Origin of the sequence: Parapedobacter tibetensis (assembly GCF_024704835.1) — a bacterium.
Lineage (GTDB): Bacteria > Bacteroidota > Bacteroidia > Sphingobacteriales > Sphingobacteriaceae > Parapedobacter > Parapedobacter tibetensis.
Genome location: NZ_JAMXBE010000010.1, coordinates 150,959 through 170,457, shown reverse-complemented (window position 1 = coordinate 170,457; position 19,499 = coordinate 150,959). Strand labels below are relative to the sequence as shown.

General features: G+C 47.7%; 14 protein-coding genes. 6 read left to right on the top strand and 8 right to left on the bottom strand.

The window, feature by feature from the left end:
* Positions 1–62: 62 nt before the first annotated feature.
* Positions 63–527 carry a GNAT family N-acetyltransferase gene (locus tag NF543_RS16520; protein ID WP_257669283.1) on the bottom strand — a complete coding sequence of 155 codons (465 nt, stop codon included), beginning with the start codon at positions 525–527 and terminating at the stop codon, positions 63–65.
* A 69-nt stretch (positions 528–596) separates the two neighbouring features.
* Here NF543_RS16520 and NF543_RS16515 point away from each other — a divergent pair, with 69 nt between their 5' ends.
* Both NF543_RS16515 and smpB read left to right on the top strand, forming a co-directional pair.
* The gene (locus NF543_RS16515) at positions 597–1,325 is read left to right on the top strand and encodes a metal-dependent transcriptional regulator (RefSeq protein ID WP_257669282.1); all 729 of its coding nucleotides are present in this window, start codon (positions 597–599) and stop codon (positions 1,323–1,325) included.
* Positions 1,326–1,579: 254 nt separating this feature from the next.
* The gene (smpB, locus tag NF543_RS16510) at positions 1,580–2,038 is read left to right on the top strand and encodes an SsrA-binding protein SmpB (RefSeq protein WP_257669281.1); all 459 of its coding nucleotides are present in this window, start codon (positions 1,580–1,582) and stop codon (positions 2,036–2,038) included.
* Here smpB and NF543_RS16505 read toward each other — a convergent pair whose 3' ends face one another.
* Together NF543_RS16505 and NF543_RS16500 are read right to left on the bottom strand one after the other, a co-directional pair.
* On the bottom strand, positions 2,039–3,847 hold the full coding sequence (locus NF543_RS16505) for a MutS-related protein (RefSeq protein WP_257669280.1): 1,809 nt from the start codon (positions 3,845–3,847) through the stop codon (positions 2,039–2,041).
* Between the two features lie 27 nt (positions 3,848–3,874).
* Positions 3,875–4,531, bottom strand: coding sequence for a protein-L-isoaspartate(D-aspartate) O-methyltransferase (locus NF543_RS16500; RefSeq protein WP_257669279.1), 657 nt, complete (start codon positions 4,529–4,531; stop codon positions 3,875–3,877).
* Positions 4,532–4,712: 181 nt separating this feature from the next.
* Between NF543_RS16500 and NF543_RS16495 the strand changes: the two genes are divergently transcribed.
* Positions 4,713–5,486, top strand: coding sequence for a hypothetical protein (locus tag NF543_RS16495; protein WP_257669278.1), 774 nt, complete (start codon positions 4,713–4,715; stop codon positions 5,484–5,486).
* Here NF543_RS16495 and priA read toward each other — a convergent pair.
* Entirely contained in the window at positions 5,480–7,963 is a 2,484-nt protein-coding gene (gene priA / locus NF543_RS16490) for a replication restart helicase PriA (RefSeq protein ID WP_257669277.1), read from the bottom strand. The genes NF543_RS16495 and priA overlap by 7 nt on opposite strands.
* A gap of 80 nt (positions 7,964–8,043) precedes the next feature.
* Complete coding sequence (locus tag NF543_RS16485; protein WP_257669276.1) at positions 8,044–8,433, bottom strand: DUF423 domain-containing protein; 390 nt, start codon at positions 8,431–8,433, stop codon at positions 8,044–8,046.
* Positions 8,434–8,576: 143 nt separating this feature from the next.
* Between NF543_RS16485 and NF543_RS16480 the strand changes: the two genes are divergently transcribed.
* Complete coding sequence (locus NF543_RS16480) at positions 8,577–11,261, top strand: PQQ-binding-like beta-propeller repeat protein (protein WP_257669275.1); 2,685 nt, start codon at positions 8,577–8,579, stop codon at positions 11,259–11,261.
* Between the two features lie 16 nt (positions 11,262–11,277).
* On the opposite strand, the gene NF543_RS16475 is transcribed toward NF543_RS16480, so the two are convergent.
* Entirely contained in the window at positions 11,278–14,304 is a 3,027-nt protein-coding gene (locus tag NF543_RS16475; protein ID WP_257669274.1) for a ThuA domain-containing protein, read from the bottom strand.
* A 255-nt stretch (positions 14,305–14,559) separates the two neighbouring features.
* On the opposite strand from NF543_RS16475, the gene NF543_RS16470 reads away from it, so the two are divergent.
* Positions 14,560–15,648: a DUF6695 family protein gene (locus NF543_RS16470; RefSeq protein WP_308379073.1), complete on the top strand. Its 1,089-nt coding sequence runs from the start codon at positions 14,560–14,562 to the stop codon at positions 15,646–15,648.
* A gap of 32 nt (positions 15,649–15,680) precedes the next feature.
* Entirely contained in the window at positions 15,681–16,049 is a 369-nt protein-coding gene (gene panD, locus NF543_RS16465; RefSeq protein ID WP_257669272.1) for an aspartate 1-decarboxylase, read from the top strand.
* 9 nt (positions 16,050–16,058) lie between these two features.
* On the opposite strand, the gene NF543_RS16460 is transcribed toward panD, so the two are convergent.
* Entirely contained in the window at positions 16,059–16,949 is an 891-nt protein-coding gene (locus NF543_RS16460) for an ROK family protein (RefSeq protein WP_257669271.1), read from the bottom strand.
* Entirely contained in the window at positions 16,939–19,494 is a 2,556-nt protein-coding gene (locus tag NF543_RS16455) for a sodium:solute symporter family protein (protein ID WP_257669270.1), read from the bottom strand. Before NF543_RS16455 ends, NF543_RS16460 begins: the two co-directional genes overlap by 11 nt.
* Between the last annotated feature and the right edge of the window lie 5 nt (positions 19,495–19,499).

Sequence of the window (19,499 nt, the reverse complement as noted above, 5' to 3'; positions counted from 1 at the left end):
ATTTTATCGTGATATAGTGGGGCGCTGGATGTATAATTCAGTGCCCTTTACATAACCGTATTTTATATCCACGATTTTAATTCAGGCTTTATTGCCATTCTCAATACAGCAACGTTAATCCGCTCGTTATACTTCCCTTCAAATTCCTCAGCGACTCTGAATCCATGTTTTACATACAAGGCAAAAGCTGGTGAATTTGTTTTCACCACAAGCAACCACGCACGATCGCCGATAATGGAAAGGACAAATTCCAATAATCTTGTCGCAATTCCATGCCTGTAGAAATTCGGATCAATAAATAGAAATGAAATCAGATCTCGCTGATATCCGATGAAGCCCAAAACCCCGTTCTCATCGACAGCAACATACAAGTGGCTGTTTTCAAACAAATTCAGGAGTCCATCATCTTTATCCAAAGGAATAATGTCCTTTTGGTGGATAGATCCGGCAAATTCATCCGGTTTGGCCCTACTGAAAATGTCGAGTATAACGCTCCAGTCATTTTTATGGTATGGTCTGATTGTCATAAGGTAACCAATACGCCGCATCGATAAGATTTGTAAGATATTATATTTTCGGACAAACAAGAAATATTTTTGCCAATCGTTTTTCAAGCTATTGAACGCAGCGCTATTCCTGACAATTTACCTACCTTTGCCCTTATGTTATCCGATACCGAGGAAAATTACTTGAAAGCCTTACTCCGTATCACTGTCGAACAGGACAGTGCTGGTGAAGCGGGCACCAACCAATTGGCGGGCAAACTCAATGTGCGTCCGGCTACGGCTACCGACATGCTTAAGAAGCTAAAGGAAAAACAGCTCGTCAACTACGAAAAATACGGGAAGATATCGCTTACAGATACGGGGCGCGACCTAGCCATTGCTATCGTCCGCAAGCACCGGCTTTGGGAAACGTTCCTGTTTGACAAGTTGGGATTCAGCTGGGACGAAGTGCATGATATTGCCGAACAGCTGGAGCATATCAAATCCGAAAAATTGGTGGAACAGCTCGACAAATTCCTGGGTTACCCGCAGTTTGACCCACATGGCGATGCTATCCCAACCGCTGATGGAGACTATATCAATGAAGCGCGCCTCACATTGGCCGAGGCCAGTGAAGGTAAGCACTATACCATCATCGCCGTGAAAGATAATAGCCCGTCATTCTTGCAATACGTGAGCCAAATGGGCATCGGTATCCATAGTCAAACAAAAGTACTTCAGAAATATGCGTTTGACCATTCCATGGCATTGGAAGTAGATGGCACTAAAATCAACATTTCGGACAAAGTAGCACAAAACATCTATTGTAAACTTTTATAATTTATACGCAGATTCGCTGTTCGCCATTCGCAAATAGNGTAGATGGCACTAAAATCAACATTTCGGACAAAGTAGCACAAAACATCTATTGTAAACTTTTATAATTTATACGCAGATTCGCTGTTCGCCATTCGCAAATAGGCAAAACCCGACGCAGGAGGGTTCATTGATGCCTTTAAAAACAAACAGGGAATCAATAATAAACGAATAAGTGAACAGCGAATAAACGAATAAGCAAATAAACAATACTTAACATGGCATTATCTTCAGCTATCAATATTAAAAACAAAAAAGCACACTTCGAATACCATATCCTGGACACTTATGTGGCTGGTATTCGACTTCTCGGCACGGAAATCAAATCCATCCGGGAGAGCAAGGTCAATATCAACGATTCCTTTTGTGCGTTTTTCGATGATGGCCTCTATATCCGCAATATGCACATCGCCGAATATTCCCACGGCTCATTCTATAACCATGAAGCCAAGCGCGACCGCCAGCTCCTGCTCAACAAAAAGGAAATCAAGAAATTGAAAACCAAGGGCGAGGAACGTGGCTTCACCATCATCCCGCTGCGCATCTTCATCAGCAAAAGGGGGTTTGCTAAGGTGGAAATCGCATTGGCGCAAGGCAAAAAAGATTTTGATAAACGGGATTCCATTAAGGAGCGTGACACCAAACGCGAGTTGGCAAGGGTGATGAAAACTCATTGATCAACCATTCACATGTATGCCGATGTTTTTAAGCAATAGGGAAGCATTGAAAATGGTACACTCACCGGGTTTGAGTTTATAGTCAAAGACCATCTCATCATCCCGTACCTGAATATCGAAATGGAAATTGGCTATAATGCCGGGGTGTTCATCGGCGAGTTTAGCCAGTTGCAAGTCGTGCGTAGCCACCATACCTACCCCACCATCGGCAACCAATTGCTTGATAATCGCTTTGGAACCCAAATATTTATCCATTGAATTCGTTCCCCGCAGCATTTCATCGATAAGGAAAAACGTATTCGGTTGGCTTTTCACGGTTTGAAGAATCATGTGTATCCGGTCGAGCTCGGCCTTAAAGGTAGACGTGCTTTCATTCAGCGAATCCTTGATCCGCATATAAGTGACCAAGTGGAACGTCGCTACTCGCATATGCTCCCCATGCACGGGTGCACCGCAAAAAGCCAACACGGCATTACTCCCCACCGTCCGTAGGAATGTGCTCTTACCCGCCATATTGGAGCCTGTAATAAGCGCTACGCGGTGGTTTTCCATCTGATAGTCATTAGGCACCGATTTATCGGCCGGAATGAGCGGATGGGAAAGTACAGAGGCCTCCACAAAAGGTGCTGTAGCGCTGATCACCTCAGGGAATGCCCACTGTGGGTGGTTTCGGCTTAATGCGGCCAAGCTGCCCAGTGCTTCGATCTCCGCGACCACATCAAAGGCTTTCAGGATATCTACACCGTATTTGGCACGCCAGTCGAGGATGGCAAATACCTGCCTGAAATCCCACAACGCCACCATATTGAGGACGGCGCCAACCAACATATTCAGCCGGTAGTCTAGCCGGTCAATCAGCGTAGCCAATTCCTTGAAAACAGTCGAAATCGGTTTGGTGCCATTTTCGGAACGTAAGGACAAAAACAATTTCATACCTAACTGGCTCTCCCATTTCCGGCTTTCAACCAGTTTGAACGACTCCGCAAAAGCCCCCAATAATTGTCCGGTTTTATCCATTTTACCAGCGATGCGACCTACCTCACCCCCATACCTTACGGCAGCCAATACATGTATCATGGCCAAAAAAATAGCTATACTTGAGCACGTGGGCACAAAAAAAGCTAGCCCTACTAGCCCCCCCATCAACCAGGGCACCACCTTCACATACATGCGCAGGAGCGTGTTGCCAAACGTGAGATTACGGTCATTTAGATAGCGCGCAAACTGCTGCCTGAAATCCTCGTGTTTCTCCAAATTGAACCACAGCTTGGCCTGGAACTGCTGGCACCAGCCCGCATCATCGGCCAACTCCTTGACCGCTTGCTGCCTCATCGCGATGGTTGTGGCATCTGCCGGAGCCATCAACCAAGTTGCCAGTAGTCGGTTGGCCTGCACCGTAGCGCTGCGGTTGACTAAAGCAAATAATGAAGATACGCCAAATACATCCAAATCTTCACTATAGGGATGGCCGCCATCCCTGAAAGATTCCCCGTTGGGATAACGGTTTGGCTTGCCATCAACGATGTCGATCTCGTTTTGGTTGACTGCCAAAAAATCAAGCAGTACAGCCTTCTTTGCTTCCAGCTTGCTTTGTCGCCACACCAGCCCCGAAAAAAGCAAAATCACTGCAAAAAATAGCACTAATACCAGCCATACTTTCTCCGACTGCACACCCATAAACAGTGCAGCACCGCCGCCGATGATGACCCCAAGACGCAAAAAGGAATTGCTGTTTATCGATTTGCGCAAGGAAGCCAGCGCCTTATTTGTATCCGTTATGTTCCTTCGGTATATATCAAAACTGTTCATTTGCTGATTTGATGATTATTAATGACACTACCATGCTTGGTCGCCCACTAAGGGTACAAACCGGAATGTGTCCAGCTCAATCCGGTCATAGTCGTGCTCCCCCGCTCGGATGATGGTTACCATTTTCTGTTCTTTTTCACTTCCCACCGGAATGACCAACACCCCTCCGATGCGAAGCTGCTTCAGCATGATTTCAGGTACAAAGGGCGCTCCGGCAGTCACCAATATCTTGTCATAAGGTGCGTGCGCGGGGATTCCCTTGGAGCCATCGCCAAGGAAAAAATGTGGTTTGTACCCCATATAGGGCAATACTTGGATGGTGCGGTCATAGAGGCTCTGTTGCCGTTCTATGGTATATACGTCGGCACGCAGTTCCATTAAGATGCAGGTTTGGTAGCCAGACCCCGTGCCAATCTCCAGCACTTTATCGCCTGGTTTAATGTGCAGCAATTCAGTTTGGTAGGCCACGGTATAGGGTTGAGAAATCGTTTGCCCCCCCCCAATGGGAAAGGCAATATCTTTATAGGCTTGGTTCCAAAAGGTTTCGTCAAAAAAATAATGCCGGGGCACCTTGCCGATGGCTTCTAGCACCTTCTTGTCGGCTATTCCTCTTCGCTTCAAGAGTTCCACCAATTGCTTCCGTGCGCCCCGTTCCCGATAATTGTCAATAAACTTATATGCCATTACGCCCCAAAAATAAGATTTTAGATTGATGATTCGGTTATCGGGTATTAGCTATCGATTATCAGCTGTCGGCTGTTGGCTATCAGCTAATGGCTAACTGCGATACCCTTACCTATTTCCAACCACACGCTCGATATACAATTTTATTTACTATTTTCGCACGGTATAAACGCTATCACGGATGAGGTATATACTTTTACTTGTTATGCTTTGCAATCTAGTCGGTTATGCATCGGCCCAAGTGACGAAAATTGATACGGTCAACTATCTCGACCCTATCATCCCGAAGAAAAAGAACTATAATTTCAATACGGATTACTGGTACACCATCGCCATTAGGGCTTACAGCTACGAACAATTCCCGCAAATCCTCAACGAACCCTATGGACAAGCTTTCCATACGTCATACCTCAATGGGATTCTCTTCAAGATAAACGACAATCAAATCGGATACCGGTTGCAGGCCGCTTATTTTAATCAGGATGTTTCGTTTACCAACGAATGTGAAGGGTGTGCTACCGGCAAAGGAAAACTGCAAAATACAGCCGTGAAAGTGGGTATCGAAAAGAGCATCAATTACACCAGGTTCCAACCTTACTTCGGTGCGGATATAGGCTTCATGGTGCAACAGTTCGACGGGCATACCTATCATGCCATTACCACTGACTCCATAACTGCAAGAACCCAGGACAATAAAAATGCGCTGTTGATATCACCGTTGGTTGGATTCAAATTGTACCTTACACCTCGGGTGGCGCTAAGCGCTGAAGCCAATTTCAACATCGCCTACACTTACCAAAAGTCTAATTTATATGCACCGCTACCAAAAGATGAGGGTGAGAAACAAACATACAGCACCATACCTGATCAAACAAAACGTTACCGATTTGAATACTTCTTCGCTCCGGTAGCCGCCATCACCCTCCAATACAATTTTAGCCTCGTCAATCAGTAAGGATCTACATCAATCTGCAGACGAACCCCCTTGTTGGCTTTATTGGCTTCAAAATTCAATAGCGTACTTTTTATCAGTTCCTTCACCTTGGCCATGCTCGTACCCATGCGTTCCACTTTGAGCATGATGCTGTAGATGTAATTGTTACGCACACGGCTCACTAACGGCACTTCGGGTCCAATCACCCGGCTTCCCAAGCCCTCCCGCAGCAATACAGCCAAGCGATGTGCCGCATCATGGACGGTTTGTTGTTCTTTGTGCTTCACATCGATTTTGAATAACCGGAAAAAGGGTGGGTAAGCATAATTCTTCCGTTCGGTCACTTCCGTCATAAACATCCCTACATAGTCATTCTCCATCACTTGTTGGATAATACGATGGCTCGGTGCATAGGATTGGATGATCACCTTCCCACTGCTATTGCGCCTCCCCGCCCTTCCGCTCACTTGGGCCAGTAACGAAAAGGCCCTTTCATAGGCCCTGAAGTCCGGATAATTGATCAGCCCATCGGCGTTGATGATGCCAATGACGCTTACTTTTCCAAAATCCAGTCCTTTCGCCACCATTTGGGTGCCTACCAGGATATCATAGCGGTGCTCGTCAAACGCATTAAGCACCCGGTCAAAGCCGTGCTTACCCCGTGTTGAATCCAAATCAAGGCGACCTATACGGGCATTGGGAAGCAATGATTCAAGCTCCTCTTCCACGCGTTCGGTACCAAACCCCTTGCTTTCGATATGGGTAGAGCCGCATGCCGGGCATACCGGTACGGGCTCCTCCGAAAATCCACAATAATGGCAATGCAATTTGCCGCTGCTTTTATGGTAGGTAAGGCTCACATCGCAATGGATGCATTTCGCAATATAACCGCAGGTCTTACATTGCAGAAGTGGCGTATGCCCTCGTCTATTCTGGAAGAGGATAACCTGTTGCTGTTGGGCCAATGCCTTTTCTATCTCCTGCAGCAGCGTGCCACTGAAGTATGAAAACATGTTTCCCTTCCGGCTTTCTTCGCCGATGCTCACCGTAGTGATTTCGGGCAGTTGAGCATCCCCGTATCGTTGGTTCAATTCCACTAGGCCATATTTGCCCGCACGGGCATTGTAATAACTTTCCACGGCGGGTGTGGCCGAACCCAATAACACCTTGGCGCCATGGATATGGCCGAGGTAGATAGCCGTATCACGTGCATGGTAGCGGGGTGCAGGGTCAAATTGTTTATAAGACGTTTCGTGCTCTTCGTCAACAATGATGAGCCCCAAAGATTGGAATGGCAGAAAAACAGCCGATCGCGCCCCGATTACCACCTGGTATTCATGGTTGAGTACCTTATGCCACACCTCCGCCCGCTCATTGTCATTGAACCGTGAATGGTAAACACCCAGCTGATTGCCAAAATGCAAGCGCAGCCGCTCGGTAATCTGCGCGGTCAATGCGATTTCCGGTAGGAGATAAAGCACATTGTTCCCTTTGGCCACGGCCTCCTCAATGAGGCGGATATACAGTTGGGTCTTGCCCGATGCGGTGATACCGTGCAGCAACACCACATCTTTTTCCTCGAATTTATTCTTTATTTCACCAAAAGCCTTTGATTGGGCGTCATTGAATGTAAAATCCCCCGACACATCAATGGGTTCACCATCCAGCCGACTAATGGCCCGTTCTTCCAATACAAATACCCCTTTATCCACCAAAGCCGTTATCGTGGCCGCACTGCAACTGCTCGCCTCCATGATGTCCGATTTGGCCGCATCAGGGTTCAAGCGCGCCAATTGGAGGTAAGCCAGCACCGCATCCTGCTGCTTCGGAGCTTTACTGAGCGACTCCAACAGCAGCTTTTTCCCCGTGTTGTCTGCATATTCACCGTGGAGCCTGATGAACGCTTTCATTCGGGGTTTATATTTTGCCGAAACTTCCTCGGAAATCATGATCAAGCCCTTGTCAAAAAGCCGCTTCAAAATGGGAAATACCGTTTTTTGTCCCAGCAGCTTCACGATATCGCTCACTTTCAGCTCAGGTGAAATATCCAGCGCATCCAAGATAAGATACTCCTTGTCATTCAATTCAGACCGGTCGACAAGACCCGTATCCACTGCAATGATTTTGGTCTCGCTGGCCAGTTTGAGGGCCGCGGGCAAGGCTGCCTGCATCACTTCGCCCAACCTACATAGGTAATAGGTAGCAATCCATTCCCATAGTTGGAGCTGGGTATCTTCAACAATGCGTGTATCATCCAATACGTCGAGGATATACTTGGCTTCATACAATCCCGGGGGTTGGTCCGTCACCCGGTAGATGATGGCTGAATAGACCTTGTTCTTCCCAAATTGCACGATGACGCGTTTGCCAATCGCTACCTGGTCATTCCATGCATTGGGAACACGATACGTATATGTTTTGGAAATGGCCAAAGGCAGTATCACCTCCACGAATAACGTGGCGCGTACATCCTCATTACCTTCCGTAAATTCAAGCATAGTCGGATAAAAGATCATTAAACTGGTGAATCCATGCTTTATATGAGCGCGGATGAACCAACGGTACGGGAAAAATTAATTTAGCCCCTGCTCTTTATGGTGGCAATGAATAACCCCAACCAGCCCACAATGAAACACACCCCGCCAATAGGGGTAATGGGTCCTAAGATGGCAGGTTTGCCGAAATCGGTAAGCGAGTATGTACTTAACAAATATAACGATCCCGAAAAGAGCAATATTCCCAATGTGAATGAAGCATAAGCGAGCTTGATAAATGAATTTTTCGCCCTCGAAAAGGTGGCCAAAAACAATAATGCCACTGTATGGTAGAATTGGTAGTCCACTGCGGTTTCCCATGTTTTCAAATGGTCTTCGCTGATTTTGTCTTCCAAACCATGTGCTCCGAAAGCACCTAATATTACAGCGGAAAGGCCAAAGAAAGAGGCAGTGAGTATAATCCGTTTATTCATCGGTATGTCAACGATTTATATAAGGCCAATTGTACGGTACAATATTTTGCCAAACATAGTTATAATTGGAGTTATATGCAAGGATCATCCCGACCTACCGACTGCCATGTTTCAAACAATCTTTCAAACACGTAATAAAGTTCATGAAAATTTCCAGTTCGGCACTTTTTGTGTTAGGTTTGTCTAGGATGAGGAACACGATTATCGTCACATCGGTATTGTTCATTGCTGTGATCGTTGCTTCTGTTTTATATTTTGCCGATCTCAAGCAGGGCGACCAATCCAAACGGAAACTATTTACCCATGTTCCCGAAGATGCTGTTTTTTTGGTATCATTCCAGAACGACGAGGTATTGGATGACATCTTCAGCGGATTCGATATTTTCAAGGCCATGCTCGGCGATGCACATTTTCAGCAACTGACCGATATCCGCGAGCAGGTGTTGCGGCATGAACTGATCTCGGCATATACCCATGGAGAGGAAATCGCGTTATCCTTCCACCCCAGTAAGGCGCAGATTGATTACCTCATGGCGCTACCCGCCAATAAATCGTTGACCATACAAACCTTGTTTAACGAGGTGGAAACCATCGATGCAGGCTTCAACCCGGAGTGGATGGATTCCTTGCAACAACAACTTTTCCGCATGCATTTACCCGATGGCAAGCAATCCCTGTATGTGGCCGAACACCAAGGAGTCTTATTCGCAAGTTTTTCTGCAGATTTAATAAACCGTGCCACCGATGATACATCGCCTAAGCTTCCTGATGCAGCGATCACTTATTTCCGTCAAGGGAACAACGGTAATTCGCCTTTGACATGGTATATCAATCACGAACGGTTGTTCGATTTCGCAGGGAGTCTCATGGCCAATAAACCGGGTGATTTTGTTCGGTTGCTGGAAGGTCTTTCGGGCTATTCAACATTGCGCATGAACTTCAAAAGCGATGCACTCATGTTTAGCGGTAGCAGTACATTGGAGGTTGATTCAACCCAGTACTTATCCTTATACAGCCAACAACAGCCCATTGAACAAACCCTGAAAAACATCGTTCCCGCTACCACCGCCACCTATATTTCGTTCGGCATCTCGGATTTTATACGATTACATGATGGCATTACCAACCTGCTAACCACTAGAAAGGAAATTGCCCAAATGCGTGAGCAACACCGGTTGATCCGACATACGGCTAAGGTATCCATTCAAGAAGAGCTGTTGCCGGAGTGGGGAAACGAATTCGCTGTACTTGAATTGGCCAACCGGGAAACCCTCGCCATCATCAAGGTGAAAGATTCCCTATCCTTTGCCAACACCATCCAACGGATTAGCACACCTTATCCCGCAAACTTATACAGGCTCAACCATTCCAACCTGTTGTACTATAGCTTTGGCGACCCTTTGAAAGCATTTACCCGCCCATACTTCCTCTTGATTGACCAATATATGATCTGTGCCAACCATACCAGCACCCTGCGGCGGTTCGAAACGGAATACGCTCAGCAGAAGACCCTGGCAAGCACGTTAGGTTATATCAACTTTGACCGTTTACAGGCCAATAGGGCTAATGTAGCCGTGTTTGTTAACAATGAAAATGCATCAAACACCATCGCACGCGGATTGAAAGCTCCATTTGAAGCCGCTTACACCGATGAAGCACATTTTGGTTATCAAAAATTCTATGCATGGTCCTTCCAACTATCGGGTTCATCAGGAGGTTTTTTCAGCAATTTCTATGCGAAGTACGCCGATACGGAAGCGCCAGGCGCCACACCGGAGTGGACATTCGACCTGCATGGCAGGCCCGTTGCCGGGCCCATGGTACTTGATTATGACCATTCCAGTAAATTTATCCTGGTCCAGGCATCCAATCACATCCTCTATGCGGTGTCGCCGGATGGGCAGCAGCTGTGGAACGCACAATTGCCCGGCCCTATATTGGGACGTGTGCATCAATTGGCAGACAGCAGCATCATACTTACCACAGCACAACGACTCTACCGCATTGATACCGGCGGCAATCCCCTACCAGGATTTTCCCTGCAATTGCCCCATGGCGCTACGAGCAGTGCCACCGTGTTTGAAGATGGGGAGGATATCCGGTTGTTTGTGCCTGCCAAAAACCGTATACTGGCATATGATGCAAGGGGGAAGATACTTCCTGGATGGGAAAACAAGACCGTTACCGGCGATATCCTGTTTGACCTCAAGTCCACCCATGTGGATGATATCAATTATGTCATCGCTGGCACAGACGCGGGAAGGTTTTATTTTTTTAATTACAATGGTCAGTTGGTACAGCTGACTGAAGCAAAAACGCGTACCGATTTCCAGAATCCAATTGGACTATATACCCTCCCCGATGAGCCTTCATCATCATGGATTGCCACTACGGACACCGCCGGAATGCTTACCACCATCTCCTTCGAGCAGCAGCAATCGCGTAAAGTGATGGGGCAATGGAGCGCATCGCATACATTTGACACGGAAAACATAACAGACAATCGCTTACCCGAATTTGTGTTTACAGACAACGGGCAACTGTCCGTGTATCGGTATCAAGACAGCAGCTTGGTATACCACTATGACTTTGGCCAGCGCATTGCACTACGCCCGCAATTTTTCCGCACAACCTCCGGCACGCACCAGATCGGTATTGCCACAGCAGGAAATGGGTTACTCTACGTATTCAATCCCGATGGAACCTTGGTCGATGGGTTCCCCACAACAGGCAGTCCGTATTTTTATTTTGGCAAGTTACATAGCGATAACAGGGCTTATTTGATATGCAGCAAAAACGACCGGAAACTCCATGTATACCAGTATTAATCAATGACAAGCATTGTTATTCTTTGAGGTTGAGGTCAACCGTTTTCGATCCTGACAACGGCCTGATACCCATTTCTGGGCTATTGGTATACTGGGCAGTAATGCGCAAGACCGTTTGCTTGCCATCGTCTGATGGAGGTCTGGCCACAAAGGTTCCCTTAGCCGGCAAGGATTTGCGCTTGGCGCTTTGGTCATCCGCCAACGACATGATCCATTGCACGATTTGCCTAGCTTCGGATTCCTTCATATCCGGATGCGCTGCCATGGCCACCTCTCCCCATACGCCGCTGCCCCCTTGTGTGATTTTTTCGACGAGGTAGCTTGATACATCCTTCCGCTGCTTATAGCGGGTAGCTACCTGCATATAGGAAGGTCCAATACTGGGTTCATCGATTTTGTGGCACGACTGACAGTCGGAAGCCATCATCAGGCTCCTTCCCAATACAATTTCTGATACTTGCTGGTGACCTAAAGACGCACCTGCCATGTCTGTACCCTTGATATAATCGATGGATATCACCAGGTTAGATGTGTCAATCGCGCGCCCACGGTCATCCACTTTTACCTCATAGCCAATGGTTTCCCCTGGGGTATAAAAACCATCGGTGTTCGTGAGTACAATCTCCACTTCGGGGTTTTCATTGCCAGCATAGACCGTAATGGGGTTGCTTTCCGCGTTACCTTTGGAAGGATCTTCCACCGTTACGCTGATGGCATATTCCCCTACCCTATCCAATGTATGGGTAAGTAAAGGTTCATTCGTTTGCTGGGTTACTTCCCCGATTTTCCAAGTGTATGTGAGCTTGTCGTTCTCATAATCCGTGGCTTCCACCCTGGCCTTCACGGTGAAAGGCACCTTGCCATTGTTTTTCTCCACCACAATATCGCCTACCTGCGGCGGAAGATTGCCTGAGATGTAATCGATACGGGCTATACCGGCATCTTCATTCTTGGAAAACCATCCAGAACCATATTCAAGCACATAGATCCTGCCATCCCGTCCTACTTCCATGTCGATGGGGTTGGCAAACTTAACCCCCTCTATAAACGGCTCCATCTTGTCAAAGTCGCCATTTGGCAACATCGTCACTGCCTTGATCCAGCCCCGTATCCAATCGTAGATCATTAGTTTCTCATCGTAATAATCCGGATAGCGGGTAGCTTTTGGGAACATATCTTCATAATATACCGGTCCGGTCATCGCATTGCGCCCACCTGTGCCCACCTGAGGGAACTGTGGCGATGCTGCATAAGGGTACCAGACATAGGCGGGTTGTGCAGGCGGCAACGCCTGTATCCCCGTGTTGTTCGGCGAATTGTTTTCGGGCTTGTCCGGATTGAAGGTTTCACCAGACTGTCCTGTAGCATAATTGTATTTGCGGTACGCATAATTGTCGCCCACGAAGAAGGGCCAGCCAAAGAAACCGGCTTGCCTTGCTTGGTTCACTTCGTCATATCCACGGGGGCCACGGGTAGCCAAGCTGTCGTTATTGGCATCCGGACCCACCTCTCCCCAGTAGAGGAACCCATTTTTCTGGTCGACGGAAATGCGATAAGGATTGCGGTTGCCCATCACATAAATCTCCGGCTTGGTCCGCTCCTGCCCAGCTGGAAACAGGTTGCCATCCGGAATTTCATAGCTACCATCGGGCAACACTTTTATGCGAAGAATCTTACCTCTTAGGTCATTGCTGTTGCCCGCTGAACGACGGGCATCATATTGCTCATATCCCGGGCGGCTATCCAATGGCGCAAAACCATGGTTCTTATAGGAGGGGTCGGGTTGGTCAAAAGGTGTCGAGTTGTCGCCTGTCGATAGGTACAGCAGCCCCTCGCTGTCAAAAGCGATGGAACCACCCGTATGGCAGCAGATGTCGCGTTGCGAATAAAATTGCAGTACCACCTGCTCGGTACTCCGGTCTAAGGTATCATTGCGATAGACAAAACGTGAAAGGCGGTTTACCGATGTATCAGCAGGGCTATAGAAAGCATAAATATAGTTGTTGTGTTCATAATCTGGGTCAACGGCCAATCCCATGAAACCTTCCTCGGCATTGACCTTGGGCACTTCAGTCTTGTGGTACACATCCAGAAAACCCACCTGCTTTACTTCCCGTGTTTCCTCTTGGTACAGCATTAGCTCACCCCGCCGCTGGGCCACCAGGATATCAAAGTTGGGCAGTATAGTCATCTCCGTGGGCTCAAACAGACCGCCTTGGTGCAATTGCGTTTTCACGAAACGCTGCCTTTCCGGCACAGGCTTGCTTTTTGCCTTGCGGTAATTCAGTTTATGGTTTTTGCCGATGGCGTAGTGCAAGCCCCCCAATATATGTTTCAAATGCAAGGAATCCCGAAACGATTCCGGAGAATGGCCAAAGGCCGTGAAAAACGATCTTCCCCCATCGTAATCGTGGTACCAAGCCATTGGGTGCCGTTCGCCGTTTTCCCCACCCTCGTAGCTGCTTTCGTCAATCGTAATGAGCACGTTGATAGCTGGGGAAAGTTTGGTGAAATTATACCATTCGTCATCATAGGTAAATGTCTGCGGCAAGCCTTCCGTAGCGGGGTGTCCCGAATCGATGACATGGAAAGTTGCCGGTTGGGGCCGTGGATGGTTCTTGAAATACCCACCCACCAAACGGCCATACCATCCCCAATCATATTCCGTATCGGATGCCGCATGGATACCCACGAAACTACCTCCTGCTTGGATATACCGTTCAAATGCCACTTCCTGATAATGGTTGAGTACATTCCCTGTTGTGCTCAGGAATACCACGGCAGCATATTTTGCCAAACTGTCTTCATGGAACCATGCCGCATTGGTGGTGGTATCGATATCAATACCATTTTCCCTTCCCAGCTTCAGCAACGCTTCATTCCCCGCGGGGATGGATTTATGGTAAAATGCAGCTGTTTTGCTGAATACCAGTACCCGCGGTTTTCCGCTGCGTTTATTGCAGGAATTTACAGCGATACAGACCGCCACAGCCAGAAAAAATAAAATCGATTTAGTCGAAACGGCATTAAAAAAACTCTTCATCTTATGGTTTATCACATTGTTTACTATCCGGATTGCAAAAATGATAATTTCTGCAACAATATCATGATAAATTTAAATTACTTGGGTAAGTTTTCTGGTACAGATTTGAGGGTGGGGTTTCAATGCGATGTAACGTTATGCGTTACAGGGAGGAATTAATGAATCCAATGTGTTAAAAAACCTTAAAAATAGAGGAGAGTAAATGATAATGCTTAGTTTCGCAAACGATGTATGTATATCGAATAGTAAATATAAATTAAGGACTTAGAGACGGAGGACTATCTGGACAGTAAAGATTTAGCATTAGTAATCGCTTGGCCTGATGTAACAGCGCGGGGAGATGAGAAGTGGATGGCTGTACTGAAGCGCCTTGGTATCGTAAAAAACCTGAATTTTAAGGTAGGCCATGCAGCCATTGTATTATTGCATCGTGAAAGCGGAACGATGGCCTATTATGACTTTGGCCGTTACATCACACCCCGCGGATATGGACGGGCCCGTTCGGCTGAATCTGATCCGAGACTTCGCTTATTTACCAAAGCAACGATTACGGGAAATAACGAAATTGGAAATATACATGCCATTTTGGAAGAATTGCACCAATTGGAATTTGCTACCCATGGGGGCGGGAGGATGTTTTTTTCCCTATCCGAAGGAATTTCGTACGCGAAGGCAACAACATTAGCCAATCGCCTCGTCAGCCAAGGCTTGATTAAATATGGCGCTATTGCTAAAGGCCATAATAGCTGTTCCCGCTTTGTGGCCCAAACGTTATCAGCAGGCATGAAAGACAAACATCCTGCAAAAGCCACCCTTATTTATCCAGAAAGCATCAAGCCGAGTCCGATGAGCAATGTAGTAAATGCGGTAACTAACGGCACCATTTATTGTTATTACGAAAATTCGTTGACAAAAATGAAGATGAACAGGTGGCAATCCCTTCGTTTACAAATAGATTTGCTACTTCATAACTTTTCTTCCGGCAAGGCAAAGCAGCTGCCTTGCGACCGGACACCGGGATGTATTTCAGAACCCAGCAGACCATCTCATTTACCTAAATCTGCCCAATGGTTGGGCGGTATCGGCGAGGGGGCCTGGTTTTTTCTTGAGCAGGTTACGAAAGCAGGTTCCTATGCCGTCATCAAATATACCAGCCGTGGCGATGAAGAATACCGGGTGAACTGTGAAGCAGGGCAACCGATAGAGCCGCATGTCCCTTATCAATTTACTTACCACTTACATTACCAGCGGTATATCTTGCAACAAGGGCAAACACAAATCACCTTAAATGCCATGCCTATAGCAGCAGAACGTTTAGTAACTGAACAACAAGAAAACAACTAACTATATTAATGATAAAAATATAATGAATTAAAATGGAAATCAATATCTTAAAGTCAAAAATCCATACTGTAAAAGTGACCGAAGCAAATGTAGCGTATAATGGATCCATCACCATAGATGCTGATTTGCTTGATGCCGCCCAAATAAAAAAATACGAGCAGGTGTATATCAATAACGTGGTAAATGGTAGCCGCATTATGACCTATGTACTACCTGGGAAAAGAGGAAGTGGTGAAGTGTGTATGAACGGAGGAGCGGCCCTACATGCCAAAAACGGTGACACCATACATATCCTCGCTTTTTGCAATATGACGGAAAAAGAAGCCGACACATACCAACCTATACTGGTATTCACCAAGGAAGACAACCAAATTGCATCCGTAGAGCGATATGAATACTAGGTGGATGGTTCAAATGCTGTTTGAAACGTTCGCCATCGCATGTAAGGATGCGGCACCCCATATTGGTGCCATCTCACCCAACCGGCATGGTGCCAATGCGATGCCATTCGGTGCTCCAAATTCCGATTCAAGAATAGGCCAAAACAAATCACTGGCTTTTGCAATATTTCCACCGATGATGATGGTATCGCATGTTAACTGCTGGATAATGCTATTCAAAAACGAGGAAAGGTTATACCCAAATTCTTCAAATAGCTGCCCTACCTTAAGATCTACCGAAGCCATGTGATACAATTCGGCTACACCAGTTGCTGTTTTTCCTGTACGTGATTCATACTGACTGACAAACCAGCGGGTGGAAAAATGGTTTTCGGCAATACTTTCCCCGAATGGGGTCCTCCACAATTCAGCATCTTCAGCAACCCCGCCCACTGCGTATGCCGATCCGAATCCCGTGCCCAGCGTAAACCCAAGTACACGGCCTGGTGTTTCCCCCGATAAGGCCAACAACTCGCCTTGTAGAAAACAAGCTGCATCGTTTTTGAACAGGATATTTTCAGGTGCGGTGTTTAGCCGCATCGCTAACGCCTCACGGACATCCACCCCATATAACTTCTCATATTTACCCATCCCTTTCATCCACGATATGCCCTTTTCATAATCAAACGGGCCGGGCATGGCCAGGCCTACCCGCTGCGGAACAGCCCGCCCTTGACAACTGCGGCGCAATGCCGCAGACCATGCATTCAGGATTTCGTCTGCACTCCCATCCGACTGGACAGGGGTTCGTACAACCGTATCTTCCAAGAGACGACCGTTACCCAAGTCTACCAAACCCGTTGTGATATGCGAGCCGCCAATATCAGCGCCAAGTGCCACGTTATCGTACTTAATCTTCATCAGTATGCTTAAAATTGATTTTTGCTTGCGTTTGGTCAGGGATTAAATAACTGGCGAGCCAACTTACCGTGAAACATCCCAATACCCCTACGGCAGCATACAACAATAAATGGATGGAAGTAAACTGCTTGACAAGGAACAGCGCTGTGGCACTGAGGATGAAACCGAAAAAGACCGCCCGAGCATGTATCCGCTTCACCAGTATTCCCGCCATAAACATACCGGCCAGACAGCCACCCAATAATCCGATGATAGCAATGTATTGGTCCCATATCGATGTATTGCCCAGCGAAGCGATGTATATCGATACCATACAGCCGATGATTCCCATCGCAACGGTGGTCCACCTGGCAAACACAAACTGCTTCTTGTCTGGAGCCTCTGGTTTGAGGTATTTGTAAAAATCAGTGGTGATAACCGTAGCCATCGAATTCATGCTGGAGCTGATGGTTGACATCGTAGCCGCAAAAACACCTGCAATCACGAGGCCGGAAACACCGGACGGTAGCTCATGGGCAATGAACCAGGGAAATACATCGTCAATCCGCCCATGCGGGTTGATTGCGGCAGGATTATGCCTGAAATATACCCACAGCGCCGATCCTACACCAAAAAAGATAATAGAAGCTGGAATGGTCAGCAATGCATTAGTATATATCGACTTGCGGGCTTTCTGTTCAGTAGACGTAGTAAGATAGCGTTGAACCACTACCTGATCCGAGGAGTAGGTCACCAACTGGCCAAAAAAGCCCCCGATGATCATTACCCACAATACCGGCTCAGATAGGCTGCTCCCCAAGTCGGCAAGTACCAGCTTATGGTTTTCTGATGCTTCACCAAAAAGCTGGACAAATCCGCCATCCAAGGAAAAGGCAATGTAAAACAAGGTGGCCAGCGCCCCACCAAGCAACACAACCACTTGCATCACATCGGTCCAAACCACGGCCTCAATACCCCCTAGAAAGCAGTAAACAGTGGTCACCAAACTTGTGACCATAATGCAATACACCAGATCAATACCCATCAGCGAACTCACTACCAGCGCAGGCAGGTATATCACCACACCCAAGCGGCTCATCTGGAAAACGAGGAACACAAAACTGGCCAGGAGCTTTACGGAACGTGAAAAACGAATCTCCAAATACTCGTACACGCTGACGATTTTCAGTTTACGGAAGTAAGGCAAATACAGATACACAATAAAAGGTGCCACCACCACGATCATCAGGTTGTTCACCAAGTATGTCCAGTTTGTCGCATAAGCTTTCGCTGGGATGGCAATGAAGGTAAGGGCGCTTAGGGTTGTTCCGAATATACTCAAGCCTGCCGCCCACCAGGGGATTTTACTGCCCCCCAAGAAAAAGTCGGATGTGGTGCCACCCATCTTTCTGGATACCACGACACTGATGGCGATGGTCAACAAGAAATAAGCCAGCACCACCAGCCAGTCAAGCATCAAAAATACGCCTTTTTGCTGTACAGGTTGTGCGATAAGCACCCTCGGTGTGCGAGTGGCCGGCCGCACCTCTCCTCCGGGGATGACTAGCTGTCCATTCCAGTTGACCAAGGTGGTGGTTACCGCAGGCCAGGTACTGCCGTTGGGATTTTCTTCGGCATCCGGCCGTTTGTCTGATGAGATGGATTCCATCGCTACCCAGGTATCGGTAACTACATTGTAGCTCCACACCTGATGGGAAAACCCCGGGTGCCGGGATTGCAATGTTGCCGCTTCCTGCGCCAATGAACCATCGTCTCCCCCCATGATGAGCAAACTAGTCTGCCCTGCCGCATAGGCCGGCGTAGGTGCGGCGGCAACCGATGCGGGCATATCGTTCAGGCGTGTCCATTCCCCATCGGCACTCAAGCGGTAGGCATCGTTCAGGTACCTACGCTGTCCGTCTACCAATTCCACACCACTGAACACAAAGAATGCCCCATCTTGCACACCAGCCACACTCAGCATGCGTCCGGGACCGGGTATGGGTGCTTCCTGCTTCCAATGTCGTTGACCGGGCGACATAGCCAAGTCCATCGACCAGCAATCGCTCGATGCCATCTGCGCATCGGGGGTATGTATCCCTCCTGCAATGTAGAGCACATTCCCCACCAGCGCCCCACAGGCATTGGCCAATGGTCGCGGGAGTGGAGGCAAATCTTCAATGGTCGTTTTTCCATCGCGGTACCGCACGATAAAGGCATCCCCGGAATGCCCATCGGCATGGCTTCCGCCCACACACACCATTCCATCCATCCAGCTTGCCGAAACGCCGTATCCCAGCCTACGTGGCAGCTGCCCGGCATACTTCCATTCCCCATCGGGTTTTTCCAAGGCAAAGAGGTGGTCATACCATAATTTTGTTCCACCGTTCCAAGGAGTTTGGCCGTTCGGGAAATTGGCCCCGCCGGCCACCAGCAGTGTGCCATTAGATACCCCAGCAAAAGAACCAGCAAAGCCGACGCTATCGGGGATTGCCGGAAGCTGCCCCCATTGGAGGTAACCTGAGCCTTCGTCTGCTGCGCGGTTAAGGGTTGGGAATGCGACCATGAAAA

What these genes read in the sequence shown, in the direction of transcription:
- NF543_RS16475 (WP_257669274.1), bottom strand. Translation starts at nt 14,304, where the DNA reads ATGAAGAGTTTTTTTAATGCCGTTTCGACTAAATCGATTTTATTTTTT.
- NF543_RS16460 (WP_257669271.1), bottom strand. Translation starts at nt 16,949, where the DNA reads ATGAAGATTAAGTACGATAACGTGGCACTTGGCGCTGATATTGGCGGC.
- priA (WP_257669277.1), bottom strand. Translation starts at nt 7,963, where the DNA reads ATGCTTGAATTTACGGAAGGTAATGAGGATGTACGCGCCACGTTATTC.
- NF543_RS16455 (WP_257669270.1), bottom strand. Translation starts at nt 19,494, where the DNA reads ATGGTCGCATTCCCAACCCTTAACCGCGCAGCAGACGAAGGCTCAGGT.
- NF543_RS16500 (WP_257669279.1), bottom strand. Translation starts at nt 4,531, where the DNA reads ATGGCATATAAGTTTATTGACAATTATCGGGAACGGGGCGCACGGAAG.
- NF543_RS16480 (WP_257669275.1), top strand. Translation starts at nt 8,577, where the DNA reads ATGAAAATTTCCAGTTCGGCACTTTTTGTGTTAGGTTTGTCTAGGATG.
- NF543_RS16485 (WP_257669276.1), bottom strand. Translation starts at nt 8,433, where the DNA reads ATGAATAAACGGATTATACTCACTGCCTCTTTCTTTGGCCTTTCCGCT.
- NF543_RS16505 (WP_257669280.1), bottom strand. Translation starts at nt 3,847, where the DNA reads ATGAACAGTTTTGATATATACCGAAGGAACATAACGGATACAAATAAG.
- smpB (WP_257669281.1), top strand. Translation starts at nt 1,580, where the DNA reads ATGGCATTATCTTCAGCTATCAATATTAAAAACAAAAAAGCACACTTC.
- panD (WP_257669272.1), top strand. Translation starts at nt 15,681, where the DNA reads ATGGAAATCAATATCTTAAAGTCAAAAATCCATACTGTAAAAGTGACC.
- NF543_RS16520 (WP_257669283.1), bottom strand. Translation starts at nt 527, where the DNA reads ATGACAATCAGACCATACCATAAAAATGACTGGAGCGTTATACTCGAC.
- NF543_RS16495 (WP_257669278.1), top strand. Translation starts at nt 4,713, where the DNA reads ATGAGGTATATACTTTTACTTGTTATGCTTTGCAATCTAGTCGGTTAT.